This is a genomic window from Tabrizicola sp. T74, assembly GCF_057219935.1.
Genome location: NZ_JBXVVT010000002.1, coordinates 160,660 through 187,585, shown reverse-complemented (window position 1 = coordinate 187,585; position 26,926 = coordinate 160,660). Strand labels below are relative to the sequence as shown.

At 65.1% G+C, this 26,926-nt stretch carries 25 protein-coding genes and 1 tRNA gene; 11 read left to right on the top strand and 15 right to left on the bottom strand.

Annotated elements, in window-relative coordinates:
* The first annotated feature begins 24 nt into the window (after positions 1-24).
* From AC2EAL_RS07615 to AC2EAL_RS07605, 3 genes are all read left to right on the top strand, one after another.
* Positions 25-492 carry an Lrp/AsnC family transcriptional regulator gene (locus tag AC2EAL_RS07615; protein ID WP_484723594.1) on the top strand — a complete coding sequence of 156 codons (468 nt, stop codon included), beginning with the start codon at positions 25-27 and terminating at the stop codon, positions 490-492.
* Between the two features lie 777 nt (positions 493-1,269).
* A complete protein-coding gene (locus AC2EAL_RS07610; RefSeq protein ID WP_484723593.1) occupies positions 1,270-1,596 on the top strand; it encodes a site-specific integrase in 327 nt (108 codons plus the stop codon).
* 12 nt (positions 1,597-1,608) lie between these two features.
* Complete coding sequence (locus AC2EAL_RS07605; protein WP_484723592.1) at positions 1,609-1,815, top strand: hypothetical protein; 207 nt, start codon at positions 1,609-1,611, stop codon at positions 1,813-1,815.
* Here the strand turns inward: AC2EAL_RS07605 and AC2EAL_RS07600 are convergent.
* The 9 genes from AC2EAL_RS07600 to AC2EAL_RS07560 form a co-directional block, all read right to left on the bottom strand.
* Positions 1,803-1,877, bottom strand: a tRNA-Glu gene (locus AC2EAL_RS07600). The two genes, AC2EAL_RS07605 and AC2EAL_RS07600, sit on opposite strands and share 13 nt — an antisense overlap.
* Positions 1,878-1,939: 62 nt before the next feature.
* A complete protein-coding gene (gene recJ / locus AC2EAL_RS07595) occupies positions 1,940-3,679 on the bottom strand; it encodes a single-stranded-DNA-specific exonuclease RecJ (protein ID WP_484723591.1) in 1,740 nt (579 codons plus the stop codon).
* 300 nt (positions 3,680-3,979) lie between these two features.
* Entirely contained in the window at positions 3,980-4,945 is a 966-nt protein-coding gene (gene glpX, locus AC2EAL_RS07590; RefSeq protein WP_484723590.1) for a class II fructose-bisphosphatase, read from the bottom strand.
* A gap of 68 nt (positions 4,946-5,013) precedes the next feature.
* Positions 5,014-6,126 (bottom strand): hypothetical protein, encoded by a 1,113-nt coding sequence (locus tag AC2EAL_RS07585; protein ID WP_484723589.1) that lies wholly within the window; start codon positions 6,124-6,126, stop codon positions 5,014-5,016.
* A gap of 64 nt (positions 6,127-6,190) precedes the next feature.
* Positions 6,191-7,480 (bottom strand): homoserine dehydrogenase, encoded by a 1,290-nt coding sequence (locus AC2EAL_RS07580; protein WP_484723588.1) that lies wholly within the window; start codon positions 7,478-7,480, stop codon positions 6,191-6,193.
* 65 nt (positions 7,481-7,545) lie between these two features.
* Complete coding sequence (locus AC2EAL_RS07575) at positions 7,546-7,779, bottom strand: hypothetical protein (protein WP_484723587.1); 234 nt, start codon at positions 7,777-7,779, stop codon at positions 7,546-7,548.
* 71 nt (positions 7,780-7,850) lie between these two features.
* Positions 7,851-8,465: a TadE/TadG family type IV pilus assembly protein gene (locus tag AC2EAL_RS07570; RefSeq protein WP_484723586.1), complete on the bottom strand. Its 615-nt coding sequence runs from the start codon at positions 8,463-8,465 to the stop codon at positions 7,851-7,853.
* Positions 8,466-8,470: 5 nt separating this feature from the next.
* Positions 8,471-9,013 carry a TadE/TadG family type IV pilus assembly protein gene (locus AC2EAL_RS07565; protein WP_484723585.1) on the bottom strand — a complete coding sequence of 181 codons (543 nt, stop codon included), beginning with the start codon at positions 9,011-9,013 and terminating at the stop codon, positions 8,471-8,473.
* Positions 9,010-11,019: a TadE/TadG family type IV pilus assembly protein gene (locus AC2EAL_RS07560; protein ID WP_484723584.1), complete on the bottom strand. Its 2,010-nt coding sequence runs from the start codon at positions 11,017-11,019 to the stop codon at positions 9,010-9,012. Before AC2EAL_RS07560 ends, AC2EAL_RS07565 begins: the two co-directional genes overlap by 4 nt.
* Before the next feature lie 349 nt (positions 11,020-11,368).
* Between AC2EAL_RS07560 and AC2EAL_RS07555 the strand changes: the two genes are divergently transcribed.
* The 7 genes from AC2EAL_RS07555 (at position 11,369) to AC2EAL_RS07525 (ending at position 19,550) form a co-directional block, all read left to right on the top strand.
* Positions 11,369-12,802: a Glu/Leu/Phe/Val family dehydrogenase gene (locus AC2EAL_RS07555; protein ID WP_484723583.1), complete on the top strand. Its 1,434-nt coding sequence runs from the start codon at positions 11,369-11,371 to the stop codon at positions 12,800-12,802.
* Between the two features lie 113 nt (positions 12,803-12,915).
* On the top strand, positions 12,916-14,166 hold the full coding sequence (locus tag AC2EAL_RS07550) for a sarcosine oxidase subunit beta family protein (protein WP_484723582.1): 1,251 nt from the start codon (positions 12,916-12,918) through the stop codon (positions 14,164-14,166).
* A gap of 9 nt (positions 14,167-14,175) precedes the next feature.
* Positions 14,176-14,562: a hypothetical protein gene (locus AC2EAL_RS07545; protein WP_484723581.1), complete on the top strand. Its 387-nt coding sequence runs from the start codon at positions 14,176-14,178 to the stop codon at positions 14,560-14,562.
* On the top strand, positions 14,562-14,825 hold the full coding sequence (locus AC2EAL_RS07540; protein WP_484723580.1) for a sarcosine oxidase subunit delta: 264 nt from the start codon (positions 14,562-14,564) through the stop codon (positions 14,823-14,825). Before AC2EAL_RS07545 ends, AC2EAL_RS07540 begins: the two co-directional genes overlap by 1 nt.
* The gene (locus AC2EAL_RS07535; protein WP_484723579.1) at positions 14,822-17,731 is read left to right on the top strand and encodes a sarcosine oxidase subunit alpha family protein; all 2,910 of its coding nucleotides are present in this window, start codon (positions 14,822-14,824) and stop codon (positions 17,729-17,731) included. Before AC2EAL_RS07540 ends, AC2EAL_RS07535 begins: the two co-directional genes overlap by 4 nt.
* Positions 17,724-18,269, top strand: coding sequence for a sarcosine oxidase subunit gamma (locus AC2EAL_RS07530; RefSeq protein ID WP_484723578.1), 546 nt, complete (start codon positions 17,724-17,726; stop codon positions 18,267-18,269). The genes AC2EAL_RS07535 and AC2EAL_RS07530 overlap by 8 nt, the downstream gene beginning before the upstream one ends.
* Positions 18,270-18,362: 93 nt before the next feature.
* Complete coding sequence (locus AC2EAL_RS07525; protein ID WP_484723952.1) at positions 18,363-19,550, top strand: DegT/DnrJ/EryC1/StrS family aminotransferase; 1,188 nt, start codon at positions 18,363-18,365, stop codon at positions 19,548-19,550.
* A gap of 373 nt (positions 19,551-19,923) precedes the next feature.
* Here AC2EAL_RS07525 and AC2EAL_RS07520 read toward each other — a convergent pair whose 3' ends face one another.
* From AC2EAL_RS07520 to phaC, 5 genes are all read right to left on the bottom strand, one after another.
* Complete coding sequence (locus AC2EAL_RS07520) at positions 19,924-20,871, bottom strand: LysR family transcriptional regulator (RefSeq protein ID WP_484723577.1); 948 nt, start codon at positions 20,869-20,871, stop codon at positions 19,924-19,926.
* A 3-nt stretch (positions 20,872-20,874) separates the two neighbouring features.
* Entirely contained in the window at positions 20,875-21,429 is a 555-nt protein-coding gene (gene phaR / locus AC2EAL_RS07515; protein ID WP_484723576.1) for a polyhydroxyalkanoate synthesis repressor PhaR, read from the bottom strand.
* A 77-nt stretch (positions 21,430-21,506) separates the two neighbouring features.
* The gene (locus AC2EAL_RS07510; RefSeq protein WP_484723575.1) at positions 21,507-22,148 is read right to left on the bottom strand and encodes a glutathione S-transferase family protein; all 642 of its coding nucleotides are present in this window, start codon (positions 22,146-22,148) and stop codon (positions 21,507-21,509) included.
* A gap of 109 nt (positions 22,149-22,257) precedes the next feature.
* The gene (locus tag AC2EAL_RS07505) at positions 22,258-22,707 is read right to left on the bottom strand and encodes a Phasin (RefSeq protein WP_484723574.1); all 450 of its coding nucleotides are present in this window, start codon (positions 22,705-22,707) and stop codon (positions 22,258-22,260) included.
* A 158-nt stretch (positions 22,708-22,865) separates the two neighbouring features.
* A complete protein-coding gene (gene phaC, locus AC2EAL_RS07500; RefSeq protein WP_484723573.1) occupies positions 22,866-24,656 on the bottom strand; it encodes a class I poly(R)-hydroxyalkanoic acid synthase in 1,791 nt (596 codons plus the stop codon).
* Positions 24,657-24,752: 96 nt separating this feature from the next.
* Between phaC and phaZ the strand changes: the two genes are divergently transcribed.
* Positions 24,753-26,021 carry a polyhydroxyalkanoate depolymerase gene (gene phaZ, locus AC2EAL_RS07495; RefSeq protein ID WP_484723572.1) on the top strand — a complete coding sequence of 423 codons (1,269 nt, stop codon included), beginning with the start codon at positions 24,753-24,755 and terminating at the stop codon, positions 26,019-26,021.
* Positions 26,022-26,093: 72 nt separating this feature from the next.
* On the opposite strand, the gene AC2EAL_RS07490 is transcribed toward phaZ, so the two are convergent.
* Positions 26,094-26,795, bottom strand: a complete 702-nt coding sequence (locus tag AC2EAL_RS07490; protein WP_484723571.1) for an alpha/beta fold hydrolase — start codon at positions 26,793-26,795, stop codon at positions 26,094-26,096.
* Positions 26,796-26,926: the final 131 nt, after the last annotated feature.

The following is a 26,926-nucleotide window of genomic DNA, read 5'->3' as shown; positions in this document are numbered from 1 at the left end:
TCACCAAAACGGAGGGGATTGGGAATGCAATCAGCCAACGTCGACCCACTGAACCTTTCGATCCTTCGCGTCCTGCAGAAAAATGGCCGCGCCACGGTCAATGACATCAGTGATACGGTTGGATTAAGTCCGTCGCCCGTCGCCCGGCGGATCCGGCTTATGGAAGATGCCGGCATCATCGCCGGATATTCGGCCCGGATTGATGAAGCGGCGCTTGGCTACGGCTTTTCGGTGTTTGTCTCGGTGAAGCTGGACAAGCAGGTCGATGAGGCCCTGATGCAGTTCGAAGCGGCGATCCAGACCTTTCCCGAAGTGGTGGATTGCTGGCTGATGACCGGCAACCGCGACTACCTCCTGCGCATCGCAACCAGCGGTCTGGCGGAGTTCGAGCGGTTTCTGGTCGGCAAGTTCACCAAGCTGCCGGGCGTGGCCTCGATCGAAAGCTCGATCCCGCTGCGCCGGGTCAAGGTCGGTCAGGCGCGTCTGGCCTAAGCTGATTGGCTAAGCCCCAGGATCAGGACGGTTCGTAAGTCGGTCATGCTGATCACACCGCGTTCAGGTTCCCGCAGGTGCCAGTGCGACGAGCGCGACACGCACGGCCAATCTTGGCAGCGGACGACATCGCGATCGGAGACCCCGGAGCTGTCCTTTTCGCGCCGTGGCGATCCTTCAATAGTACGAAGCTCTTCGCCAATTGCGACCTGACCTTCGTGCTGACGAAGGGGGGCCACGATAGCGGCAACTTAAGCCAGCAGGGCCACAAGGGGCGGCACATCCATATTTCGCACTGACCGGCACGGGCGACTTATGTCGGTCCCAAAGCCTCGCAGGCAGAGACAGAGCCGAAGGCCGGATCGTAGTGGCTGGATTAGGCGGCCTGGCTGACCGCGCGGGGCGGGGGTTTGGTGTAGGTGCTTTCGATGGGGCACCCGGTGCATAGGGCTCAGCCGAATTTCGTGCTACCAATGCGGTCGGCTTGAAAGGCGCAAAAGCGCCAGTCATTCAAACAACCGCGCTCTATGGAACCCAGGCTTAGCTAATCGAGCAGATCCTGCGCAGCCCCAAATACCTGAATTGAACAGGTGTGCGGAAGTCATCGATCCGCCGCGAGCCGGATTGGTTCAGGACCAAGGCTGGCAAGTACCACATCGGGGCGCTTGCTGCCCGCCACGCCGATCGGCGCAAGGGAAGCCCAGACGGTACCAAACGTGGACCGAGGCCGAGATCAGTCACTTCCTTGCCCACGAAGGACCGGGGACAAAGGCGCGTTTGGCAGCGTTTCTGATCCTAAACACCAGGGCGGCGCGGCAGGACGTGGTGCGCCTGGGCTCGCAGAACGTCCGGGAAGACAGAATAAGCTATCGGCGGCACAAGACCGGCTTAGGTGACGAGATCCTGCCAGAGTTGGCGCGCGAAATCGAGGTGCTGCCCAAGGAACAGATGCTGTTCCTGACCCATCAGCAGGGGCGGACCTACAGGGTCGAATCGTGTGGCAACTGGTTCAAGGATCAACGCAGCGCCGCCGGACTTCCCCAATGTTCGGCCCAGGAGTTGCGGAAGAGGCAGGCGACGAGAATCGCGGACGCCGGGGGCTGAGATCTCGGGATCATGAGCTTCATCGCCCATGCGACGTCGAATGAGGGCGGGGCCTACGTCAAGAAAGCGAACCGGGCCAAGCCGGCCGACAAGGCGCTTGTGCCTGCTACGGGCGTGAAAGCAGCACAGAAATTGACCAACCCACCCGAAAGGCTAGGCAAGCCGACCCCGCAAGCCTTTGAACAGAAAGGAAAGACAGGAAAAGGTGGCAGCCCGTAGGGGAGTCGAACCCCTCTTACCTGGTTGAAAACCAGGTGTCCTAACCGATAGACGAACGGGCCACGCTTTCGGTGCGCGGTGTGTAGAATCTGCGCTGGGGTTCCGCAAGAGGAAAAATGCGGGTCTATGCCGGTGCCGCGTCGTCAAGGCGCAGCTGCACCCGGGTGCGGCCGTTCCAGTGGTTCAGCTCCAGCTTTCCAGCCAGGTGAAAACGCCGGTGGCCGGCGCCTTCCAGGCAGGGGCCAAGCGGGCCGTCGAAGGCTCCGAACGCGATGCCGTCCAGCGCGGGGCCCGATCCGTCGGACACCGAGATCTTCAGGTGGCTTTCGCCGATGCGGCGGCAGGTGACGGCAGCATTGGCAAAGGCAAAGCGCGGGGCGGGGGCGGCGGCGCCGAAGGGTCCGGCATTCTCGATCTCTTCGACCAGGGCGACCGTTGCGGCACTGGTGGCCAGAAGGCTGTCGATCCGCAGGTCCTGCGGCCCGGCTACACCCGCACCCTGGCGGGCGAGGAGGTCGGAGAGGCGGGCCATGGCCGGTTCCAGCTGCGCACGGGTCAGGGTCAGGCCTGCTGCCATCTTGTGCCCGCCGCCTTTCTCGATCAGCCCCTCGGCCGCGACACGCTGGATCGCGGCGCCCAGGTCCACACCGGGGACCGACCGGGCCGAGCCCTTGCCGACATCGCCCTCGAACCCGATCACGACCGAGGGGCGGTTCGCCGCCTCTTTCAGCCGGGCGGCCACGATGCCGACCACGCCGGGGTGCCAGCCATCGGCGGCCGCCCAGACCAGCGGCGCGTCCAGTCCCCGCGCCTCGGCCTGGGCGAGGGCATCCTCGCGGACCCGTTCGGTGATCTCGCGCCGGTCGGTGTTCAACTGGTCCAGCCGGGCGGCAAGGCGGGCGGCCTCCATCTCGTCGTCGGTCGCCAGCAGCCGCGCGCCAAGGTCGGCCTGACCGATGCGCCCGCCTGCGTTGACCCGGGGGCCGAGCAGGAAGCCCAGGGCGTAGGGGGTGGGGGCCTGGTCCATCCGCGCGACATCGGCGAGCGCGCGCAGCCCGGGGCGGTCGCGGCGGGCCATGACCTTCAGCCCCTGCCGGACGAAGGCGCGGTTGAGGCCGGTCAGGGGGGCGACGTCGGCCACGGTGGCGAGGGCCACGAGGTCGAGGAGGGCCATCAGGTCGGGGGTCTGCTGGCCCTGCTGCTTGAGCCGCCGGTTCGCCTCGACGAGGAGAAGAAAGACCACCCCCGCCGCGCAGAGATGGGCGAGCGTGCCGTCCTCGTCCTGGCGGTTGGGGTTCACGATGGCCAGGGCCGAGGGGAGGGTTTCTAGGGCCAGGTGGTGGTCGAGGATGACCACGTCCGCCCCCTTGGCGGCGGCGATGGGCTCATGGGACAGGGTCCCGCAATCGACGCAGAGGATGAGGTCGTGGGCTGCGGCAAGCTGGGCCATCGCGGGGATGTTGGGGCCGTAGCCCTCGTCGATGCGGTCGGGAATGTAGAGGGTCGCGGGGAGGCCGAAGTGGCGGAGCCAGACAAGGAGGAGGGCGGCAGAGGAGCCGCCGTCGACGTCGTAGTCGGCGAAGATGGCGATCCTTTCGCGGCGGGCAACGGCTTGAAGGAGGCGGTCGGCGGCGGTCCCCATGTCCTTCAGTGTGAGGGGGTCCGGCATGAGGTCGCGGAGGGAGGGCGCGAGGAAGGCGGGGGCGTCCTCGGGCGTCACCCCCCGGGCCGCGAGGACGCGGCAGAGGGGGAGGGGGAGGCGGGTCTGCTGGGCCATCCCCTCGGCCAGCCGGTCCTGGGTGGGGTCGGGGCCGGTCCAGCGGCGGCCGGTGAGGGATTGGGCGACGTTCAGGAAGGGGGTCATGCGGCTAGGGGTGCCGGAAAGGGGGCGGCCTGGCAAGGGGGGTGTGGGGTGTCCACGGTGGACATTTCTGGAATATGCTTTGGGAGCAAAGAGTTGCTCGTGGGCGTTTACTGAATGTTAAGGGGATGGTTTCCGGGGTGTTAGCAATGATGGCGGGACTGCGAGAGGCGTGGCTTTGGCGTTCATGTAGTGGAATGGTGCGCTGTGAGCCGCACCCTACGCGGGCGGTGGGCAGATTGCCCACCCTACAGGAGTCGGGGTGAACCCCGACCTACGGGGGGTGTCGGGGCTGGCCCCGACCTACTTCACCGGGGTCTTGTAGGTCATCCGGCGGATCGAACCGGATTTGGAGCGCATCAGGATCGTCTCCAGCGTCACCCAACCCGGATCGCGCTTGATCCCGGCGAGGAGGGAGCCGTTCGTCACCCCCGTCGCGGCAAAGATCACATCGGCGCGCACCAGGTCGTCGCGGGTGTAGACGCGGTCGAAGTTGGTGATGCCGGCCTTGCGGGCGCGGGCGCGTTCGTCCTCGTTGCGGAACAGAAGCTTGCCGAAGAACTGCCCGCCCATGCATTTCAGCGCGGCGGCGGCCAGCACGCCTTCGGGGGCTCCGCCAGAGCCCATGTACATGTCGATGCCGGTGATCTCGGGCTCGGCGCAGTGCATGACGCCCGCGACATCGCCGTCGGTGATGAGGCGGATCGCCGCGCCGGTGGAGCGGACTTCGGCGATCAGGTCCTCATGCCTTGGGCGGTCAAGGATGCAGACAGTGATGTCTTCGGTCGAGCAGCCCTTGGCGGCGGCGAGCGCTGAGACGCGTTCGGAGGGGGACATGGCGAGCGTCACGGTGCCGGGCTTGTGGCCGGGGCCGATGGCAAGCTTGTCCATGTAGACGTCGGGCGCGTGGAGGAGCGTGCCGCGCGGGGCCATGGCGATGACGGTCAGGGCGTTCGGCATGTCCTTGGCGGTGAGGGTGGTGCCTTCGAGCGGGTCGAGGGCGATGTCGACCTCCGGTCCCTGGCCGGTGCCGACCTCCTCGCCGATGTAGAGCATCGGGGCCTCATCGCGTTCGCCTTCGCCAATAACGACGACGCCCTTGATGTCGAGGAGGTTCAGCTGGTCGCGCATCGCGTTGACGGCGGCCTGGTCGGCGGCCTTTTCGTCGCCGCGCCCGATCAGGCGGGCAGAGGCGAGGGCGGCGGCTTCCGACACCCGGCCAAGGCCGAGGGACAGGAGACGATCCTGGAATTGCGATTTTTCTGACATGGGTCCCTCGGGGTTTTTCCCCGTTTAGCCGGGGGTTTGCGGCGCGGCAAGGATGGTGGCGCTAACAGTCAGCGCGGCGAGGTGAGGATCGCGTCCGCCAGGCAGGCGTCGATCTTGCGCAGGGCTGACTGAACAGGGGATTCAGCACGGTCGGTACCACTGAGGCGGTGGGTAGATTGCAGGAAGACCTTCTGCCCGCGCGGTGACGCAAAGAAATCCTGTGGCGAGATAAGCGCGACGAAGGGCTGCGCATCGAGGCCATTGTCGTACGGGTGGCCAAAGGCCGCGACATAGGCAATGGCACAGGTAGGTGTCGAGGTGGGGCAGCGTGCTTCGCAGAACGCTGTCAGCGGGACGAACTCTGGTTCCTGGGCCAGGACCGCTGTCGCCGCAAGTGCGGTCTCGGCGTTCAGCACCGGGACGGGCGGGCGCAACACCTGCAGGACGGGGATCACCTCGGTCATGCGCGCCAAGCCATCGATCGGCGTGTAGCCGGCCGCGGACAGGATCCGATCGATGCGCTGCTGATCGACCTTGCCCCGGTTCTCGGGCGGAAGATGCAAACCCGAATACAGGGCCAGCCCCATCCATCCCGCAGGATCGTCCAGTTTCAATCGTTCGGCCACCAGGACTTCGGCTGCAGCGGGATAGTCACCACCTAAATATGTCAGCCTGTCCTGGACGTGTAGGGCGATGGCCCAGTCCGGCACGGGCTGGTCGAAGAACCCCGGCGGCAAAGGCGTGTAGGCTTGTGTCTGGCTTTCCCAGGTCAGGAATAGCGCGGTGCCCTTTGCCGCCTCGCCTGCTGCATAAAGGGTGTAGGCGCGGTCAAGGAGGTCATCCATGTCCGATCTGCCGACACCACCCTGCAACCCCCAGGCGGCGGCGACTGGGTCGGCCTTGAAGAGGACGTCGAACAAAGGAACGCCATCGATCATGAAAATCTGTTGCCGCACGGTCGACGGCACATCCTTGGCGAACCAATCCAGTGCTGCTGGAAGAGTCAGGAGTGCTGCGGTGTTGCCAGCCCAGGCGGCCCGGTGCAATTCGATCAGCGCAAGCGGGTCGTCGGTCTGCAACGCGCGCTCGAAAGGTTTGCGGAAGGCGGGATCATCGGTGCCCGCGACCGGATCGGCATGGGCCGGTGCGGCGCAGAGGAGCATCAGAAGCAATGGCCGCATGATATTCCCAAACCCTGAACCAACAATGCAAGCCTCGGGTCTGACCGAGAGGAATGTCAAGCCGTCAGACTTCCTCGATCCGGATTGCCACCGGGTCCCCGACCAGCACGCCGGTTGCGGCGAAGCGGGTCATGGCGTGGGCGACGTCGTCAGGGGCGGCCTTGTGGGTGACGATCAGAACCGGGGCATTTGCGCCCTGGTGGCCGTATTGGCGCATCTGGTCGATGGAGACGCCGGCGTCGCCAAGGCAGGTGGCGATCTTCGCCAGCGCCCCGGGTTTGTCGAGGAGCGTCATGCGCAGGTAATAGGGCGCGGGCGTCGCGGCGCGGGCGGGCTGGGCGGCGGTCAGGGTGCTCGCAGGCTGGCCGAAGGTCGGCAGACGAAAGCCGCGGGCAATGTCGATCACATCGGCCATCACGGCGCTGGCGGTGGGGCCCATCCCGGCTCCCGGTCCGCGCAGGACGACCTGGCCGACCGAGTCGCCTTCGAGTACGACCATGTTGGTGCCGCCCTGCAGTTGGCCAAGCGGGCTGTCGGCGGGGACGAGGCAGGGAGTCATGCGCTGTTCCAGCCCGCGGCCGGTCATTTGTGCCACGCCCAGAAGCTTGATGCGGTAGCCCATGTCCTCGGCCAGGCGGATGTCGTCGATCGAGACATTGCCGATGCCTTCCAGTTCCACGGCGTCGAAGGCGACGCGGGTCCCGAAGGCGATTGAAGCGAGGAGCGAGAGCTTGTGGCCCGCGTCGATGCCGCCCACGTCGAGGTTGGGGTCGGCTTCCAGGTAGCCAAGCTGGCGGGCTTCCTCGAAGACGGTCTCGTAGGGCAGGTTCTCGGCCTGCATCCGGGTGAGGATGTAGTTGCAGGAGCCGTTCATCACGCCCATGACGCGCTTCATGCGGTTGCCGGCAAGACCCTCGGTCAGGGCCTTGATGACGGGGATGCCGCCCGCGACGGCGGCCTCGAACCGCAGGGCAAGGTTCGCGGCCTCGGCCTGTTCGGCGAGGGCCTGGCCGTGGTGGGCGAGCAGTGCCTTGTTGGCGGTGACGACGTGTTTGCCAGCGGCGAGGGCGGCTTCGGTCGCGTCCTTGGCCGCGCCTTCGTGACCGCCCATCACCTCGACGAAGACGTCGATGTCGGGGCGTTTCGCCAGGGCGACGGGGTCGGTTTCCCAGGCATAGGCCGAGAGGTCCGCATCGCGATTCTTCTTGGGGTCGCGTGCCGAGACGGCAGCGATCGTCACGGGGCGACCGGCGCGGGCGGCGATAAGGTCGGCATGGGCCTGGACGATCTTGACGACACCGATGCCGACCGTCCCGAGACCGGCAAGACCAAGACGCAAGGGGGCTGCGGACATCGGGGAACCTTTGGCAGTTTGTGGCTTGCGTCTGTTAGCCGGAAGCCGCGCGGGGTGCAACGCCGTCAGGTCGGAGGGGAAGCGGCCGGGAGCGCGGCGGCGCGGGCCTTCAGGCGGGCGGCCCGGGCGGCAAGCGCAGGGCCGGGATCGGCATCGGAGGCCTGGCCCTGCGCGATCAGGCCGTTGATCGGCAAGAGCAGCGGCGGCGGGTCGGTATCCGGGCCGAGGGCCTCGTCAACCGCGGGAAACGGGGCGCAGGCTGTCAGGACGCCAAGGACAAGAAGGCAGATTGTTCGCATGACCACCCCGCTGAAACGCCCAGAGCCTATCCGGACATTTCAGCGGGGGAAAGCACTGCTCAGCGAACAGTTCAGTTGTTGCAGGTGTTGGTGCCTTCGAGGCAGAGACGACGATGACGCGGCTTGGTCACGATGAACTGGCCGTACTTCGCGTCTTCCACCCCGACCATGAAGCCGGCGATCGCGGTCTGTAGCTGGGCCTTGAAGGCCACTTCCGTTTCGACCACGAAGACGCTTTCGCCGTTTGCCAGCACCGGGATCTTGTTTGCCGTCCGCCAGTTCTGGATGTGCGTCTCGTTCAGGAGCGTAGCCTTCCCTTCCGGCGAGAAGGAGAACAGCAGCCGGTAGCTACCATTGGACGTGGTGCAGCCCGGGCCGGAAGGTGCAATACACTCGAAGCTGGTGATCCGCACGCTCACAGGATGGCCACCCGGGGTCAGGAAGTCGACCACCTCTTGCAGGCCATTGGCAAAATTCACCGACAACTCGGCCCGCTGGCGCGACAGGAGGTCGGCCACGCCGTAGGCAGCCTTTTGCGTGACGTTGATCGTGCGGAACACGTCCCAGTAGATGAACAACGCCACCAGGGCCCAGATGATGAGCGGCAGCGACACGAGCCCTTCGGCAAGGAGCAAGCCATCTTCATCTCGAAGGAAAGTGCCAAAACGGTGCTTGAGTTTGCGCATGTCGGTCACATCGGTTCGTTGACGAAGACGGTGGTCACGATCATGGCGACCGATCCGTCCGGTTGGGTCGGCATCTTCACGCTGATCCCCGAGGTCGGGAACATCGGCCATTCCTTCAGGCAGATGCGCATCAGCATGATGTCGTTGTCGGTCCCCGTGGTGTATTCGTTTGCCGGCGGCTCGGCGTCGTTGACGTCGCTGGCACGGTCCACACAGGCTACCGGAGGCGCAGCCATCACGAAGTTTGCGGTGTTCACCGGCTGCATCCAGATCCTCATCTTGTTCATGCAGTCGGCCCGCGAACTGGCCATCAGTCCGGCCGTGCAGATACGTTCCTTCAGCTGCTGGTGCGAGGCATCGCGCATGTTCCCCAGCCGCAGCTGGCGCACCACAATGTCGACCGCCCGGTCAAACATGGTGTAGCGCGCCATGTAGATGCTGCTTTCGAACGATGCAGTGAAGATCAGGAAGATAATCGGAAAGACGAAGACAAACTCGATCGGCGTCGTTCCAGAATCGTCCTTGAGGTACCGGCGGAATGCGCTCATTGGGTCAGCCTCAGTTCCGAGATAAGCACGGCGATCTGTTCAAAGGCCGCGTTGAGGTTGTCGGCGTTGGTCACATTGTAGAAGTAGCCGGTGCCGGGCGAAGAACAGTTCTGGACCGGGCCGATGGTGACGTCGTCACCGAGCACGATCCCGAACACTTCGACCCCGGCCTGCTTGGCGGCGGTGCAGTTGGCGTTCAGCAGGTTGTCCATGTTCGTGGTGCCCTGCAGGTAGTTGCCAACCATGGTGTTGTAGACGGTGTTGTAGTTCGTGGCGCCGACCACGTTCGAGCGGAGGTAGAGCTGCTCGATCACCCAGTCGACCGAGGCAAAGCGCCAGACTTCCGACCAATCCAGGCGACGGACAGCGCCGCTGCCGGGCCAGGTCGGCGCCCCGTTGACCGGAGCAAGCCAGGCGCGCGGATCGCAGGCGCCGGTGACGGCCGTGCCCGAGTTGCCGTTGCCTTCCGCGCGGTTGGGATCGGTTGTTCTGACAACAGAGTTGGCTTTCAGGTGCGGGACGAAGAAGTTGCGCCGGACGGTGTTGCCGTTGACGACGGTATTCGCCAGCGACCAGCCCGAGCAGCTGTTGCGCGGGTTGCCGGTCGGGTTCAGGCCCGGGCGCAGGCCGCCGTTCAGACCGACGCCGCTGTCGTTGTACTCGATTGCCATGCGGCCATCGGCACCGCGCCAGATCGGCGACGGACCGGACTTGTAGGCGTCGAGTACATATCTGCTGGCGACGTGGGTACCGTCGGTCATCAGCACGATGATCTTGCGGGTTTCATTGTCGGTGTTGTTGGCGGGGCGGCCAGCCATGGTCCCGCCCAGCAGGGACGTGTAGATCGGGCGCGCGGATTCGTCGATCAGCGCCGTGCCCCAGCGCATCCCAACCGCGATGGACGTGGTGCCGCGCGGATTCAGCTGCGAAATCTGCGTCTTGAGCGCGTCGATGCTGGTCGACGGCAGGGCAATCAGGTTCGATCCACTTTCATCGGTTCCAGTGGCGAAGTTGTCACCGTGGTTGCAGGTGAAGCTGTTGGTGTTCTTGCTGGGAATGGCAGGGGCCGTATAGTTCAACTGCAGTAAGCCACCGTTCTGGCCGTTCGCGTTGTTGGCTGCCGGAAGGGTGATCGTCCCCACGCCCGGCGCGCTGGCGGCGGTCTGAGCGACGGCTTGCATCGGGATCGGGTTCGTCCGCGACAGGGCAAGCGTGCCATAAGTGCTTTCAGGGATCTCGAAGCAGTTGATGGGCGGGTTCTGCACGCCCTGGTTCGCGACCCCGTCCCACCAGGAAAGGTGCGAGACGGTGAACTGGTTGCGCAGGTTGACCGGAATGTTCACGTTCGACGAATACGGCACCATCCCGATCGAGATCAGGTTGTTCGGGTCCTTCGGGATCGTGTAGTTGCCGCCCGCGTCGCGGTTGAACTTGAGAATGTTGACGAAGTTCGTCGCTGCCTGGCGCAGCGCCGCGATCTTGGTGGTCGACCCCGAGGATTCCCCCATCGAGCCGGTGATGTCGAGGACCATGATGACCTCGATCTTCGACACGCCCTGCTGTGCGGCGGAGGTCACCGGCATGTCGAAGTAGGGGATGTCCAGCATGTGCATGAAATGGTTGTACGACCGGACACTGCCCGAGAAAGTCGTCCTGCGCGAGCTGTTGGTCGCCTCACCGGTGATGGTCGGCGTCGCGAAATCGACGGTGAGCCGATCGCCGAGGCCCGCGATGTCGTACCAGTTTTGACCGATCGAGACCGGCGACTGCTCCGGGGGCAGAGTGATGTTCGAGGCCGCAAGGACTGCACGGTCGAAGGTCTGTTGATAGGTGACGCGACGCATCTCGGCGCGCGTGACGTCGATGGCGATGCCGCCCGCGAGGATCATCAACACGAAGAGGAACAGGACGAACATCGTGATCCCCCCGCGTTCGTCGGACTGGAAGTCCTTTACCTTCTGGAGGAGGCGCGCAGAATATGAACGCTTGGCAGCTTGTTCAAACATGTCTCGATCCATCACTAACAGCAGCCCGGCAAAACAGACGGGTCCCCAAGCGGACAGTTAAGCACGACTTCAGGCAGAAGTAAGGCAAACGCTCAGGCAAAGCGGCCATATCGCCACAATCCGGAAACAATCTAGGGTTATCTCGCCCGTTGATCCGGCAGCGTGAAAATTTTCGGTCGCGTTCACGCCTTGGAAAGGATTTCCCGCCTGACCGATTCGCAAAGTCGGTCTTCCGGACCGGTCCCGAATTCTGCCGTTCCTGTGGTTTTCGGGTTTCCACTTCCACGCCCCGGTCGTAGCGTGCCGGCGATGCCGCCAGAGTGGCGCGCGACCTGTTTGGGAGGACGGGATGCAGCAGTCAGGAGAGCCGAGTTTCCGCGAGTCAGTTGACCTAATGTTCAACCGGGCCGCGAAGTTGATGGACCTGAGCCCAGGCCTGGAACAGAAGATCAGGGTCTGCAACTCGACCTACACGGTGCGCTTCGGGGTGCGCCTGCGCGGCAAGATCGAGACCTTCACCGGCTACCGGTCGGTGCATTCCGAACATATGGAACCCGTGAAGGGCGGCATCCGTTATGCGCTGTCGGTTCACCAGGACGAGGTCGAGGCGCTGGCGGCGCTGATGACCTACAAATGCGCTTTGGTGGAAACGCCGTTCGGTGGATCGAAAGGCGGATTGTGCATCGACCCGCGCCAATGGGACGAGCATGAGCTGGAACAGATCACCCGGCGCTTTGCCTATGAGCTGATCAAGCGCGACCTGATCCACCCGGCGCAGAACGTGCCCGCGCCCGACATGGGGACGGGAGAGCGCGAGATGGCCTGGATCGCCGACCAGTATGCGCGGATGAACACGACGGACATCAACGCCAAGGCCTGTGTCACCGGAAAGCCTCCGCACGCGGGCGGCATCCAGGGCCGGGTCGAGGCGACAGGGCGGGGCGTCCAGTATGCCCTGCGCGAGTTCTTCCGGCACAAGGAGGACATCGGCAAGGCAGGGCTGACCGGCGGGTTGGACGGCAAGCGGGTGATCGTGCAGGGCCTGGGCAACGTGGGCTACCACGCGGCGAAGTTCCTGTCCGAGGAGGACGGCTGCAAGGTCATCGCGGTGATCGAGCGGGACGGCGCGCTTCTGGACCCCAAGGGGCTGGACGTCGAGGACATCCGTCAGTGGATGAACCGCCACGGTGGACTGCTGGCAGGCTACCCAAATGCGACCCATGTCCCCGACGGCGCGCCAGTGCTGGAAGAGCCCTGCGACATCCTGGTCCCGGCGGCGCTGGAAGGGGTGATCCATCTGGGCAATGCCGACCGGATCAAGGCGCCGCTCATCATCGAAGCCGCGAACGGCCCGATCACCTTCGGCGCGGACGAGATCCTGCGGAAGAAGGGCGTCGTCATCATCCCGGACATGTATGCCAACGCCGGCGGGGTCACGGTCAGCTATTTCGAATGGGTGAAGAACCTGTCCCACATCCGGTTCGGCCGGATGCAGCGTCGGGCCGAAGAGGCTCGGTCACGCCTGCTGGTCGAGGAGCTGGAGCGGCTGTCGTCGGACAAGGGCCTTGGCTGGTCCCTGGCCGAGGATTTCAAGGAACGCTTCCTGACCGGGTCGGACGAACTGGCCTTGGTGCGGTCGGGGCTCGATGACACGATGCGGACGGCCTACCAGGCGATGCGCGAGGTCTGGCACAGCCGCCAGGACGTCGAGGACCTGCGGGTCGCGGCCTATATCGTTTCCATCGGTCGGGTGGCCCAAACCTACCGGTCGAAGGGGCTGTAAGCAGCTCGCACAGCTTGCGACACGTTTTGTCGCTGGCAGAGCAGGTTTTGCGCGTGTGCTCTTGAATAACCAATCCTGTCCCGGTTTGATGGCCGGGTCAGGAGGCGTCACCCATGCGATATTCCGGCCTGAAGGTCATCACGGAAGGGTTGTTCGGCAACAAGGGCTGGAGGCCCGCCTGGCGCGATCCGGCGCCGAAGGCGGAGTATGACGTGGTCATCATCGGGGGCGGCGGGCATGGGCTTTCCACGGCCTATTACCTGGCGAAGAACCACGGGATCACCAATGTCGCGGTCTTGGAGAAGGGGTATCTCGGGTCCGGCAACATCGGGCGGAACACGACGATCGTGCGGGCGAACTACTTCCTTCCGGGGAACTCGGAGTTCTATAGCCATTCGATGAAGCTGTGGGAGGGGCTGGAGTCCGAGCTGAACTACAACGTGATGCATTCGCAGCGCGGGCTGATCAACCTGTTCCATTCCGACGGCCAGCGGGACGCCTTCGTGCGGCGCGGGAATGCGATGATAAATCAGGGGGATGACGCGATCCTGCTGGACCGGGACGGGGTGCGGGAGCATCTGCCGTATCTCGATTTCGACAACACGCGGTTCCCGATCTATGGCGGGCTGCTGCACCCGCGCGGAGGGTCGGCACGGCATGATGCGGTGGCCTGGGGCTATGCGCGGGGGGCGGACCAGCGGGGGGTGGACCTGATCCAGAACTGCGAGGTCATGGGGATCGATATCGAGAACGGGGTCGTGAAGGGCGTCCAGACGACTCGAGGGTCGATCCGGGCGAAGAAGGTCGGGATCGTGGTGGCGGGGCGGTCGTCTCAGGTCGCGGCGATGGCGGGGATGCGGTTGCCGATTGAGTCGCACATCCTGCAGGCCTTTGTGACCGAGGGGCTGAAGCCGGTGATCAACCATGTGATCAGCTTCGGCATGGGGCACTTCTACATCAGCCAGTCGGACAAAGGGGGACTCGTGTTTGGCGGTGACCTCGATTTCTATGCCTCCTATGCGGCGCGGGGGAACCTGCCGATGGTCGAGCATGTGATGGAAGCGGGCATGACCCTGATGCCGATGATCGGCCGGGCCAAGGTACTGCGGTCCTGGGGCGGGATCATGGACATGTCGCCGGATGGGTCCCCCATCATCGACAAGACGCATGTGGATGGCCTCTTCATCGATTGCGGCTGGAACTACGGGGGGTTCAAGGCGGTGCCGGCGTCCGGCTGGTGCATGGCGCATCTGATGGCGACAGGCGAGCCGCATGAGGTGGCGCGGAAGTTCCGGCTGGACCGCTTTGCGACGGGGCATCTTCTGGACGAAGAAGGCACCGGCAGCCAGCACAACCTGCATTGAGGTGATGAGATGCGGTCGATCGCCTTCTTGCTGATCGCTGCTGCTCCAGCGCACGCGAACATCCTGGGCGAGTGTCCGTTCGGACGCGATCTGGGTCAGCCGGACTGCGAGGACATCCAGTCAGCAGTAAAGGAACTGGAAGACTTGGCGCTTCCTGCAGGCCTAAGGTTCGTCGAACTCAAGCAGGACTTGAATCGGCTGTTTCTGCAGACGGCGGTTGAAGGAAAGCCGGCCGGAGACGCGGGCGAAAAGATGAAGGACGCGGTATGTGGTCTTCCGAGCTGGAGAGACCTGCTGGACCGCGAATACAGAATGAGCGTCCGGATGTCCTATCAACAAGTTGATCTCACCATTCTGGAAGAGATCACTTTCATCGAAGACTGCGAGGCCAACTGATGCGCCTGACTTGCCCCCTTTGCGGTGAACGGGACCGGCGGGAGTTCTACTACTATGGGGCGGAGGATTATCTGCACCGGCCCTCGGAGGGTGCCGAACCTGCCGCTTGGGACAACTACCTGCACCTGCGGGACAATCCGGCGGGGGTGACGAAGGATCTCTGGTATCACGAGGCGGGGTGTTCGCAGTGGCTGCTGGTCACGCGGAGCACGGTGACGCATGAAATCCTTGGGGCGGAATTGGTCGTGGAGCGGAAGGCATGAGGATCGACGGCAAGGGGCTGATCGACCGGACGAAGCCGGTCCGCTTCCGCTTCGACGGGAAGGATTACGCGGGGTACAAGGGGGATACGCTCGCCTCGGCGCTGCTGGCCAATGACGTGCGGCTGGTGGGGCGGTCGTTCAAGTATCACCGGCCTCGGGGCGTCCTGACCGCTGGGTCGGAGGAGCCGAATGCGCTGGTCGAGGTCGTGGGTCCGTCGAACCAGACGCCGAACGTCCGCGCGACGATGCAGGAGGTGTTCGAGGGGCTGGTGGCGCAGTCGCAGAACCGGCTGGGGTCGTTGCGGTTCGACCTTCTGGCGGTGAACGATTACCTCTCGCCCTTCCTGTCGGCGGGGTTCTACTACAAGACCTTCATGTGGCCGCGTGCCTTCTGGGAGGGACTTTACGAGCCGCTGATCCGCCGGGCGGCGGGACTTGGCAGCCTGTCGGGCAAGCATGACCTCGGGACCTACGAGAAGGCCTTTGCCTTCTGCGACGTGCTGGTGATCGGCTCGGGGCCGTCCGGCCTGATGGCCGCGCTGACCGCCGGGCGCGCTGGCGCGGATGTGATCCTGTGCGAGGAGAGCCATGCGCTGGGCGGGCGGCTTCTGTCGGATGGTGGGACCATCGGGGGTCTGCCTGCGGGTGAGTGGGTGGCCTCGGTGGTGGCAGAGCTGCAGGCGCTGCCGAACGTGCGGATCATGGCCCGGACCACGGTGACGGGCGCCTATGACCACGGCACCTATGGCGCGTTGGAGCGGGTGGGGCTGCACAAGCCCGCGCGCCCGAACCTGCCGCGCGAGTGTTTCTGGCGGATCGTAGCGAAGCATGCGGTGCTAGCTGCGGGCGCGCTGGAGCGGCCGGTGGCGTTCGAGAACAACGACCGGCCGGGGATCATGATGGCCTCGGCGGTGCGGACCTACCTCAACCGCTATGGCGTGGTACCGGGCAAGCGGGTGACGCTGTTTGCCAACAACGACGCGGCGAGGGGCGTGGCGCGGGAGCTTATGGCGGCGGGGGTCACGGTGGCCGCGATCATCGACCCGCGGCCCGATGCAAGCGCCGTCGAGGATTGCCCGGTACATGTGGGGGCCGAGGTTGTCGGCAGCCGTGGGCGGCTTGGGCTGTCGGGCACCCAGGTGCGGAAGGGCTCGGAGGTCATCGAGATCGAGACCGACTGCCTGGCCATGTCGGGCGGCTGGAACCCGACGATCCACCTGACTTGCCACATGAACGGTCGTCCGCGCTGGAGCGAGGACCTTGCGGCCTTCGTGCCGATGGAGGGCGCGGTGCCGGGGTTGGTCGCGGTGGGGGCCGCGAATGGGACGATGTCGACCTACGGCGCGCTGTCCTCCGGACATGCTGCGGCTTTGCGGGCGGTGGAGGCGCTTGGGCGTAAGGTGTCCGTCGCCGTCCCGGAGGCTGAGGACATGCCGTATCGCCTGAAGGCTTTGTGGGCAGTGGAGGGGAAGGGCCGGGCCTGGCTCGATTTTGCCAATGACGTGACGACCAAGGACGTGAAGCTGGCGGCGCAGGAGGGCTTCCGGTCGGTCGAGCACATGAAGCGCTACACGACGCAAGGGATGGCGCCGGATCAGGGGAAGAACTCCAACGTCGCGGCGCTGGCGGTGCTGGCGGATGCGACGGGGCGGGGGATTGCCGAGACGGGGGTGACGACGTTCCGGCCGCCCTATGTTCCGGTGTCCATCGCCGCGATGGGGGCCGGGGGGCGGGCCGAAGGCTTTGCGCCACAGCGGTTCCTGACCTCCGACCAGGCCAGCCGCGACCGGGGCGCACCGATGATCGAGGCGGGGCTGTGGTACCGGCCGTCGTTCTTCCCGAAGCCCGGTGAGACGACCTGGCGCGAGGCCTGCGACCGGGAAGTGATGATGGTGCGGCAGGCAGTCGGGATCGCCGATGTGTCCACGCTGGGGAAGATCGACATTCAGGGCAAGGATGCGGGCAAGTTCCTGGACTTTGTATACACGAACACCTTCAGCACCCTGCCGGTAGGTCGGGTCCGCTATGGGCTGATGCTGCGCGATGACGGGCTGGTGCTGGATGATGGCACCTCGGCCCGGCTGGGCGAGGACCATTACCTGATGACCACCACCACCGCCGCGGCGGGGCTGGTGATGCGGCATCTGGATTTCGTCCATCAGGCCTTCTGCGCGGACTGGCAGGTGCGGTTCATCTCCGTGACTGAGTCCTGGGCGCAGTTTGCGGTTGCGGGGCCGAAGGCGCGGGCGCTGGTGAATTCCTTCCTGGAAACTCCGGTAGACCTGCCCTTCATGGGGGTCGCTCCGGTGCGGATCGGGGGCGTGGACGGGCGGCTGTTCCGGATCTCGTTCAGTGGCGAGGAGGGGTATGAACTGGCTGTGCCCACCCGCTATGGCGAGGCGCTGTTCCGTGACCTGGTGGCCCGGGCCGAGACGATGGGCGGCGGGCCTTACGGGATGGAGGCGCTGAACGTCCTGCGGATCGAGAAGGGCTTCATCACGCATGCCGAGATTCATGGCCGGGTCACGGCGCATGACATCGGGATGGAGAAGATGGTGTCGGCCAAGAAGGACTGCATCGGCAAGGCGGCGGCGACGCGGCCCGGGATGTGGGGGCCGGAGCGCGAGCAGCTGGTCGGCCTGAAGGCCATCGCGCCGATTTCGGCGGGCGCGCATCTGTTCGTGCCGGGGGCCGAGGTGCATCGCGAAACCGACCAGGGCTATGTCACCAGCGTCTGCTGGTCGCCCACTGTCGGGGCCTGGCTGGGGCTGGCGTTCCTCAAGGACGGGCGGGCGCGGTATGGCGCGAAGGTGCGGCTGGTCGACCATCTGCGGGGCGTCGACGTGATCTGCGAGGTCATGAACCCGGTGTTCCACGACCCGGAAGGGGAGAAGCTGCGTGCCTGAACTGATCGCAAAATCCGCCCTTGAGGGGCGCAGCCTGACGGTCGGGACCGTCACCCTTGCCGAAGTGGACGTGGGGCCGATCACCTCGATCGCGGTATTCCCGGGTGGGGCAAAGGCGGTGGCGAAGGGGCTGAAGCCGCTGGGGCTGGCGATGCCCGAACCGAACACTTTCGCCGAGAAGAAGGGCGCGCGGATCGTCTGGACCGGGCGCGAGCAGGCCTTTCTGGTGGGCGTTGAGTGCCCGGCACTGGAGGGCGCGGCGGTGACGGACCAGTCGGACGGCTGGACGGTCCTGTCCGTCGCGGGGGCAGGTGTGGCGGATGTGCTGGCGCGCTGGGTGCCCATCGACCTGCGGCTCGCGGCCTTTCCGGTGGGCCGGGCAGTGCGCACGCAGTTGAACCACATGAACGTGGTGATCCTGCGCACGGGCGATCATGCGGTTGAGATCATGGTGTTCCGATCCATGGCCCGCACCGCCTGGCACGAGGTCGAGACCGCTATGCATATGGTCCAGGCCCGCGTGGGGACGAAAATCTAGGCGGAAAGGCGCGAAGAGAAGATTTTGTCACTGGCGCGTCACCAAGTGGAAGTTTAAACCTTTTCTTAAGTCGAGATTAAGAAAAGGTGCATGATGGCCCCCGACGGTCAGACCCTGGCTCCGAACGTCTATGACGCAGAGCCGATCCCCGAGGCCGCGCGGGCCGAGATTGACCGGCTGTTAAGCTCGGGCGATCTGTTCCGCTACACGGCGCCGTCGGATGCGCCGGTGGCCCTGCTGGAGACCGAATTCGCCGAGCTGCTGGGTGCGCGCTATGCGCTGGCGGTGTCGTCCTGTTCGGCGGCGCTGTTCCTGTCCCTGAAGGCGCTGGATTTACCCCGGGGCGCCAAGGTGCTGATCCCGGCCTTCACCTTTGCCGCGGTGCCGTCCTCGGTTGTGCATGCCGACTGCGTGCCGGTGCTGGTCGAGGTGGGCGAGAACTACCGGGTCGACATGGCGGACTTCGCGAAGAAGCTGCCGGAGGCCGATGCGGTGATGATCAGCCACATGCGGGGGCATACCTCGGACATGGACGCGATCATGCAGCTTTGCGATGCCGCTGGCGTGCCGGTAATCGAGGATGCGGCGCATTCGCTGGGCACGCTCTGGGCCGGGCGGAATATCGGGACCATCGGCAAGGTCGGCTGCTTCAGCTTTCAGTCCTACAAGCTGGTGAACGCGGGCGAGGGCGGGATCATGATCACCGACGATCCCGAGATCGCGGCGCGGGCGATCATCATGTCGGGGGCCTACGAGACCAACTGGAAGAAGCATCCGGGCCTGACGAATTCCTGCGCGCACTGGCAGAACAAGCTGCCGCTTTATAACCTGCGGATGCAGAACCTGTCGGCGGCAGTGATCCGGCCGCAGTTGCCGCTGGTGGCCGAGCGGGTGGCGAAGGGCCGTGCCGGGCATGACCGGGTGGCGGATCAGCTGAACCGGTCGGCGCATCTGGCGGTGCCCGAGGCGCTGGGGCCCGAGGAACGCGCGCCGGATTCGATCCAGTTCAACCTGGTGGGTGGCTGGTCGGATGGCGAGGCGGTGGCGTTCCAGACGGCGGCAAAGGCGCGGGGCGTGTCGGTGCAGGTCTTCGGCTTGAGCGAGGGCAACGCGCGGGCGTTCTGGAACTGGCAGTTCCTGGGCGAGGTGCCGGACCTGCCGCAGACGCGGGCGATGCTGATGCGGGCCTGCGACGTGCGGCTTCCGACGCGGCTGACCGAGGCGGAGTTGGACTACATCGCCGCGGCGATCACCGATGCGGCGGCCGAGGTGCGCGGCTGATCTGTCCACGGTGGACAAGATCCAATGACTGAATGAAAACAATGTGTTGGAGATTTTCGTTAGGGAATCGTCAACCTTTTGGCCGGGGCCCCCTCACCCTGACCCTCTCCCCCGGGGGAGAGGGGACGCGGGTTGCAGCGGCGGTGCCAGGCGGAAGGACGCTGGGCCTAGTTGCGGCGTCGGCTGCCTCCGGCGGGAGTATTTCGGAAAAGAGCAAGAGCAAGGGTGAAGGAGCCAGTGGGTCTGCGGTGCGCCTGGCTGAGGCGTCGGCTGCCTCCGGCGGGAGTATTTGGGCCATGGGCAAATGCTGGGCTGGCCTGAGTGTGTTGGCCGGTTAGCGTGAGGAGCGTCGGGTACGGTCGGCGTGGGCCGATCAGAGGACGCGCAGCGCCGGGGCGAGCCAGGGGGCGGCGGCCAGGGCAGGGGTGATGACGACCTCGGCGATCAGGGGTTTCAGGCGCTGGGCGATCTGGGTCGGCACGCCCTGCAGGATCCCGGCGCGGGCGGAAAGAGACAGGGTGCGGCTGAGCGCGGGCAGGGGCAGGGGACGGACCTCGACCTGGGCGCGGAAGGCGCGGGCCTGGTGCAGCGCGAGAGGGGTGAGGATGGTCCAGCCCTCGCCCCCCGCGACCATCGCGAGGATCGCGGCGTAGCTGTCCAGTTCGAACCGATGCGCCGGTTTCAAGCCGTGGCGCGACAGGTGGGCGGCGATCTGGCGGCCCATCAGGTGGCGGGCGGTGTACAGGATCAGCGGTAATTCCTCGATCCGGCTGCCGGGAGGCGCGACGGCGACGAAGGGTTCGGAGAGGATCGGATGCAGTTCGCGCCAGTCCTCGGGCGCGGGGTCGGAGGAGCTGTCGGCGGCGATGACGATGTCCAGCGCGCGCGCCTCAAGCTGGTCCATCAGCCGGTGGCTGGCCCCGGTCTCCAGAAGGAAGCGGCAGCCCTTCAGGTCACGGGCGAGGGTGGACAGGAGCCGAGGGGTGACGTCGCTGTCGAAATCCTCGATCACGCCGAGGCGCAGCGTGGTCATGCCCGACAGGTCGGCCATCGCGAGTTCGGCGCGCGCCTCGGATGCGGCATTCAGGATCACCTGCGCGTGGCGGCGGAACATCGCGCCGGCTGGCGTCACCTGGACCGGACGGCTGGCGCGGTCCAGAAGCGTGGCGCCAAGTGCGGATTCGAGCGCGGTCAGCTGCTGGCTGACCGCCGAGGGCGACACGCCAAGGCGGCGCGAGGCAGCCGAAATCGAGCCTTCCTCGGCTGCGGCGATGAAGACCTCGATCCCCCAGAGCGTGACGCGGCCTTCGGGTTCTGCCATGGGTCAGAGCTTGGAGAGCTTTTTCTGCAGCTCGGCCAGCTGCTTCTTGATCTCGGCGATGTCGTCCGGGCTGGCGGGGGCTTCCTCTTCCTTGGCAGGTCCGGAACCGCCCCAGCCGGGCATGCCGCCCATCATCGTCTTGAGGAACGCCTCTTGCTGCTTGCGCATCGCCTCGAACCCCGGGACGGCGGACATCGGGTTCGGGAAGGCTGTGAGGTTCTCCACCATCTTGGCCTGGCTGTTGCGCAGCATCTCGAAGGAGGAGGCGAGGAACTGCGGCATCACCGCCTGCATGCCGGTCGCGTAGCTGCGGACAAGGTCGGTGAGGACGTCGACCGGCAGGACGCTTTCGCCCTTGGACTCATGTTCGGCGACGATCTGCAGCAGGTACTGTCGGGTCAGGTCGTCGCCGGTCTTGAGATCGACGATCTGCACCTCGCGCCCCTGGCGGATGAAGCCCGCGATGTCTTCCAGCGTGACGTAATCCGAGGTCTCGGTGTTGTAGAGACGGCGGCTGGCGTAGCGCTTGATCAGAAGCGGCTTGTCGGTATCGGCCATGGTTCCCCCCGGGGCGTCTTTTGCGCCTGCAGAGAAGTCTAGGGGAGGCTGCAGCGAAAAGTAAAGCTTTCGCTGCGCTACCCTGCGCGCGCAGCATCGGCGGCGGCGAAGTGATCCAGCTGGTCCTGGTGGGCTTTCCGGAAGGCGGGGCGGGTCAGGATGCGGTCGGTATAGGCCTGCAGCGCCGGATAGGGGCCAAGTGCGGCGCGCAGTTTCTGCACGCGCAGGATGTCGGCCATCAGGAGATCGGCCACGGTGAAGCGACCGGCTGCCAGGTGGTCGCGGGTCGCCAGGACGGCCTCAAGCCGCGAAAGACGCGAGGCGAGCCAGCCCTCGAGCGGGTTTTCCGGCAGGCTGGACAGGCCGATGAACCACCAGGGGACCGAGACCATCTCGATGGAGTTGAGGCCGGAGATCAGCCATTGCAGCGTGTCAGCCCGGGCGATGGGGTCGCGGGGCATCAGGGTTTCGGATGTCTCGGCCAGGTGGAGGAGACAGGCGCCGCTTTCGAAAAGCGTGATCTCGCCATCCTGCAGCGCGGGGACCTGGGCGAAGGGTTGGCGCGACAGGTGGTCCGGGCTGGTGCGGTCCTGGAAGCGGACGGTGGCGATGCGGTAGGGCAGGCCCGCCTCTTCGCAGGCCCAGCGCAGGCGGATGTCACGGACATGGCCGCGTGGGCCTGGGGGCACCCAGTCGTAGGTCCAGATTGTCAGGGTCATGGGCCACCTCCTGTCACCTCAGGATGAAAGCGGGGGCCGGAAAAGAACAAGGCCCGGAGGGATGCTCCGGGCCTTCTCGCGCCCCTTAAGGGGCGAAACTCGTTACGAATTACTTCGCAGCCGCAGCGGCTTTCTTGGCGACCGAAGTCACTTCCGCGGTGGCTTTCTTGACGGCGGCAGTCGCGTCTTCCGACATATCCTTGCCAGCAGCCAGCATCAGCTCGACGGTTTCCATCTGCACTTTCTTGGCGACTTCGGCGAAGGCGGCCAGGTTCTCGGCAGCCATTTCGGCAGCGGCCGAAGCGAAGTCGGTCACCGACTTGGTGTATTCAGCCGGTTCAGCCTTGGCTTTCGACACGTCGGCCAGCTTGGCGATCGAGTCCTTGGCCCACTTCGAGGTGATCTCGGTCGACTTTTCAGCGGCTTCCAGAGCCACTTTCGAGAACTTCTCGGCGAAGGCGGCCTGGGTCTTGAACGCGTTCTGGTAGGCCGAAGCGTCGACCGGGAACGAGGCCATCATGTCCTGCACGACTTTGGTGAAGTCCGGGGTCTTGGTCATGTCATTCTCCATGGGGCCTGCGAGGGGGGAGGGGAGGATCGGCCCGGTTCCTTGATGACTGACATATACGTGCTGCGGTGCAGCAATTCAAGTCCTTTTCTGCAGTGCAGCAAAACCGGAAGGCGAGCCGGGTAACCCCGCGGAAAGCGGCTGAAATGTCAGAGCTGCGGCTGGGCCACGACGTAGGTGCCGGGGGCGGGGGCCAGCGAATCGGCGGGTTTTCGCGCGGGGATCATCGGGCCGGACTGAGCGGCCAGCCACGCGCCCCAGCGCGGCCACCAGCTGCCTTTGTGGAAGGTCGCGGACTTGAGCCAGGCCTCGGGGTCCCCGGCGACGGGGGCATCGTTGGTATAGTGGCCGTACTTGTCTTTGGAGGGCGGGTTGATGATTCCGGCGATGTGGCCGGATTCGGACAGGAGGAAGGTCTTGTCCTTCGATCCCATCTGTTTGATGCCGTTGAAGGACCCGCGCCAGTGGGCGATGTGGTCGGTCTCACAGGCGATGGCGCAGACGGGAAGCTTGACGTCGGCCAGGCTGACGGGCTTGCCGAAGACCTGGAACTCGCCCTTGGCGAAACCGTCGTTCTGGCAGAGGCCGCGGAGGTATTCGACGGCCATCTTCGCGGGCAGGTTGGTGCCGTCGCCGTTCCAGTAGAGGAGGTCGAAGGCGGGGGGTGCTTCGCCCAGCATGTAGGACTTGATTGCGGGGGTGTAGATCAGGTCGTTCGAGCGGAGGAAGCTGAACGTGCGCGACATGAACATCTTGGACAGAATCCCGTCGCGTTCGGTCTGGCGTTCGATGCCGTCGACGAAATCGTCGTTGAGGAAGACGCCGACCTCACCCGGATCGGAGAAATCGGTGAGGGTGGTGAAGAAGGTGGCGGTCTTCACCGTCTCGTCCCCGGCCTTCTGCAGGTGGGCGAGGGTGAGGCCGAGGGTCGTGCCGGCGATGCAGTAGCCGACGGCATTGATCTGTTTCTCGCCGGTGATGCGGCGGACCTCGGCCATCGCGCGGAGGTAGCCGTCGCGGATGTAGTCGTCCATCGCGGTCCCGGCGTAAGTGGCGTCGGGGTTGACCCAGGAGACGACGAAGAGCGTGAAGCCCTGGTCCACGATCCACTTGATCAGCGAATTCGCGGGCTTGAGGTCCATCACGTAGAACTTGTTGATCCAGGGCGGGAAGATCAGGAGCGGGGTCTTGTGGACCTTTTCCGTCGTCGGTGCGTACTGGATGAGTTCCAGCATCCGGTTGCGGTAGACGACCTCTCCCTTGGTGGTGGCGATGTTCTGGCCGACGTGGAAGGCCTCGCGGTCGGCGAGGGTGACCAGCAGATCGCCCTGGTTTGTTTCGATGTCGCGGACGAGGTTTTCGAGGCCCTGGACGAGCGACTCACCATCTGTCTCGACCGCCTTTTTCAGCGCCTCGGGGTTGGTGCCGAGGAAGTTGGTGGGGGAGAACATGTCGACAATCTGTTTCGTGAAATACTCCACCCGCTTGCGGTCGGCGGGGTCGAGCGTCTCCATGTCACCCACGGCGTTGCTGATCGCCTCGGCGTTCAGCTGGTACTGCTGCTTAAGGTAGTTGAAGAAGGGATGCGTTTCCCACAAGGGGTTCTGGAAGCGGCGATCCTTCGGATTCGGGTCGGGAGGTGCCTTGAATTCACCCTTCGCAAGGGTCTGCTGTGCCTCGACATAATGCTTCAGCGTCTTGCCCCAGTAGTTCACCTGATGCTCGACCACCTTCGCGGGGTTCGAGACCATCTCGGCGAAATAGGCGGCGGCGGCCTTCATGTAGACATCGGGCGCCGGGCCGTGCAGCGCGGGATCGACCTGGCGGCGATGGGTTAACGCTGCGGTCAGACGCTTTGACAATTCCTCAACCTTCGCGAGGTTAGCGTTCAACCTGTCGAGGCGTTCTTTGGTCTCGGGGGTGTTGTCTTCTGTTGTCATGCTAACCATTCCCCCCTATCGTCGCCGCTATGCAGCATAACGGTGCGCCTTGCGCCCCGCCATGCGACATCCGCCCGCCGGGGGCAAGGAGACGTGATGAAGTATATGTTCACCTACGACCTGATGGAAAGCGCCCGCAACACCTATGAGTGGATGGGTGCCTCGGCCAGGGCATTTGCCAGCTACCCGGCCTTTGCGATGTCGATGAACCCGGTGCTGCCCTTGATGGCCGCCTGGGGCGATGTGACGGAACGCAGCTTCAGCCGGATGATCGCCAAGCCCGACTGGGGCATCCGGTCGATCGTGGGCCCGGACGGGCAGGATCACCTGGTCGACGTGAAGCCGGTGGTGGAAAAGCCCTTCGGCAACCTGGTGCAGTTCTTCGTGCGCCGCCGGTCGCCGATGGCGCGCAAGGTGCTGCTGGTGGCGCCGATGTCGGGGCATTATGCGACGCTTCTCCGGTCTACGGTGGCTTCGTTACTGCCCGATGCCGACGTCTATGTGACGGACTGGCACAATGCACGCGACATTCCAGTTTCCGCGGGCAAGTTCGACATTGAGGACTACACGCTCTACCTGGCCGAGTTCATGAAGGAGCTTGGACCCGACACCCACGTGATCGCGGTCTGCCAGCCGGTGCCGCTGACGCTTGCGGCGACGGCCTATCTGGCCGCCGAGCACCCCGAGGCGCAGCCGACCTCGCTGATCCTGATAGGCGGGCCGGTGGACCCCGATGCGGCGGCGACCGAGGTCACGGATTTCGGGCGTCGGATCACGATGGGGCAGCTGGAGCACCTGGCGATCCAGCGCGTGGGCTTCAAGTACAAGGGCGCGGGGCGGCTGGTCTACCCGGGCCTTCTGCAGCTGCAAAGCTTCATGACGATGAACGCCGAACGGCACAGCAAGGCCTTTGCCGAGCAGATCTTCCGCGTCTCGCGTGGGGAGGCGTCGGACCATGACGCGCACAACCGGTTCTACGACGAATACCTGGCGGTGATGGACATGACGGCCGAGTTCTACCTGTCGACGGTGGAACGCATCTTCAAGAACCGCGAGATTGCGCGGAACGAATTCGTTGTCGCGGGCCGCAAGGTCGACATGGGCGCGATCACGCGCGTTGCGGTGATGACCGTCGAAGGTGCGAATGACGACATTTCGGCCCCTGGCCAGTGTGTCGCGGCGCTGAAGCTGCTGACGGGTCTGTCGGACGACAAGAAGGGTCACCACCTTGAGCCGGGCGCCGGGCACTATGGCATCTTCGCCGGGAAAAGCTGGCGGCTGAACATCCGTCCGCTGGTGTTGAACTTCATCGACAAGGCGGCGGGCAAGCCCAAGGCGAAGATCGCGCTGGCCTCGGCGCAGTAGCGCCGGGGGACGATTTTTCGGCGAAAAATCGGTGGATAGACAAGTTTTCGCAGAAAACTTGTCGGTGCGGGCTTACTTCAGCATCAGCGTCGGCAGGCGGCCCGCAAGGAAGGTCTGCAGCAGTTTCGTCACCGCCTCGGGCTGCTCCAGCTGCGGCAGGTGACCGGCCTCGGCGATGATCTCCAGGCAGCCCTGCGGCATCATCGCGGCCAGGAACTCCGCGCGGCGGCGGGGGACCAGCGTGTCGCTTTCGCCCGCGATGATCATCGTCGGTACATGGACCTTGCGCAGCGTCTTCTGCTGGTCGGGGCGGCGCTGCAACACACGCAGGTGGCGCTGGAACTGGATGATCCCGAGGTTTTCGGCCATGTCCATGACGAGCGCCATCACTTCGTCGCGCCAGGGGGCATCGTGCAGCGCGGTCATGGGCAGCATCTGCGCCATGCAGGCCTGCAGGTGCCCGGTCTTCGCCGCGATCAGCATCGCCTCGCGTTCGACGGCGACCTGCGGCGTGTCGGGCAACGGGTCGGTGGAGATGAGCGCGATGCGGGTCACTGCCTCGGGGCGCTTGCGCAGGATCTCGATGGCGATGTTGCCGCCAAGCCCATGCGCAATCAGGGCAAAGCTGGGTGGCAGGTGCGGGGCGTGTTCGGCAACGATCTTCTCCAGCGTGTCGCCATGGCCGGGCGAGAGGAGGATGACCGGCCGGTCTGCGCCCAGCCGGGCAAGCTGCGGCATGAAGCTGCGCGCGTCGGCCATGAACCCGGGGATCATGACCAAGGGTTCGGGAGGTGTCGGATTCCGAAGGACAAGCACACTCACAACACGGGCCTTCCGCGCAGGATTTCTGCAAGCAGCGAGGTTGGTCTTTGTCGAAGCGTATCCGACAAGCCTATGGAATCAAG

What these genes read in the sequence shown, in the direction of transcription:
- AC2EAL_RS07615 (WP_484723594.1), top strand. Translation starts at nt 25, where the DNA reads ATGCAATCAGCCAACGTCGACCCACTGAACCTTTCGATCCTTCGCGTC.
- AC2EAL_RS07605 (WP_484723592.1), top strand. Translation starts at nt 1,609, where the DNA reads ATGAGCTTCATCGCCCATGCGACGTCGAATGAGGGCGGGGCCTACGTC.
- recJ (WP_484723591.1), bottom strand. Translation starts at nt 3,679, where the DNA reads ATGACCCCCTTCCTGAACGTCGCCCAATCCCTCACCGGCCGCCGCTGG.
- glpX (WP_484723590.1), bottom strand. Translation starts at nt 4,945, where the DNA reads ATGTCAGAAAAATCGCAATTCCAGGATCGTCTCCTGTCCCTCGGCCTT.
- AC2EAL_RS07585 (WP_484723589.1), bottom strand. Translation starts at nt 6,126, where the DNA reads ATGCGGCCATTGCTTCTGATGCTCCTCTGCGCCGCACCGGCCCATGCC.
- AC2EAL_RS07580 (WP_484723588.1), bottom strand. Translation starts at nt 7,480, where the DNA reads ATGTCCGCAGCCCCCTTGCGTCTTGGTCTTGCCGGTCTCGGGACGGTC.
- AC2EAL_RS07575 (WP_484723587.1), bottom strand. Translation starts at nt 7,779, where the DNA reads ATGCGAACAATCTGCCTTCTTGTCCTTGGCGTCCTGACAGCCTGCGCC.
- AC2EAL_RS07570 (WP_484723586.1), bottom strand. Translation starts at nt 8,465, where the DNA reads ATGCGCAAACTCAAGCACCGTTTTGGCACTTTCCTTCGAGATGAAGAT.
- AC2EAL_RS07565 (WP_484723585.1), bottom strand. Translation starts at nt 9,013, where the DNA reads ATGAGCGCATTCCGCCGGTACCTCAAGGACGATTCTGGAACGACGCCG.
- AC2EAL_RS07560 (WP_484723584.1), bottom strand. Translation starts at nt 11,019, where the DNA reads ATGTTTGAACAAGCTGCCAAGCGTTCATATTCTGCGCGCCTCCTCCAG.
- AC2EAL_RS07555 (WP_484723583.1), top strand. Translation starts at nt 11,369, where the DNA reads ATGCAGCAGTCAGGAGAGCCGAGTTTCCGCGAGTCAGTTGACCTAATG.
- AC2EAL_RS07550 (WP_484723582.1), top strand. Translation starts at nt 12,916, where the DNA reads ATGCGATATTCCGGCCTGAAGGTCATCACGGAAGGGTTGTTCGGCAAC.
- AC2EAL_RS07545 (WP_484723581.1), top strand. Translation starts at nt 14,176, where the DNA reads ATGCGGTCGATCGCCTTCTTGCTGATCGCTGCTGCTCCAGCGCACGCG.
- AC2EAL_RS07540 (WP_484723580.1), top strand. Translation starts at nt 14,562, where the DNA reads ATGCGCCTGACTTGCCCCCTTTGCGGTGAACGGGACCGGCGGGAGTTC.
- AC2EAL_RS07535 (WP_484723579.1), top strand. Translation starts at nt 14,822, where the DNA reads ATGAGGATCGACGGCAAGGGGCTGATCGACCGGACGAAGCCGGTCCGC.
- AC2EAL_RS07525 (WP_484723952.1), top strand. Translation starts at nt 18,363, where the DNA reads ATGGCCCCCGACGGTCAGACCCTGGCTCCGAACGTCTATGACGCAGAG.
- AC2EAL_RS07520 (WP_484723577.1), bottom strand. Translation starts at nt 20,871, where the DNA reads ATGGCAGAACCCGAAGGCCGCGTCACGCTCTGGGGGATCGAGGTCTTC.
- phaR (WP_484723576.1), bottom strand. Translation starts at nt 21,429, where the DNA reads ATGGCCGATACCGACAAGCCGCTTCTGATCAAGCGCTACGCCAGCCGC.
- AC2EAL_RS07510 (WP_484723575.1), bottom strand. Translation starts at nt 22,148, where the DNA reads ATGACCCTGACAATCTGGACCTACGACTGGGTGCCCCCAGGCCCACGC.
- AC2EAL_RS07505 (WP_484723574.1), bottom strand. Translation starts at nt 22,707, where the DNA reads ATGACCAAGACCCCGGACTTCACCAAAGTCGTGCAGGACATGATGGCC.
- phaC (WP_484723573.1), bottom strand. Translation starts at nt 24,656, where the DNA reads ATGACAACAGAAGACAACACCCCCGAGACCAAAGAACGCCTCGACAGG.
- phaZ (WP_484723572.1), top strand. Translation starts at nt 24,753, where the DNA reads ATGAAGTATATGTTCACCTACGACCTGATGGAAAGCGCCCGCAACACC.
- AC2EAL_RS07490 (WP_484723571.1), bottom strand. Translation starts at nt 26,795, where the DNA reads ATGATCCCCGGGTTCATGGCCGACGCGCGCAGCTTCATGCCGCAGCTT.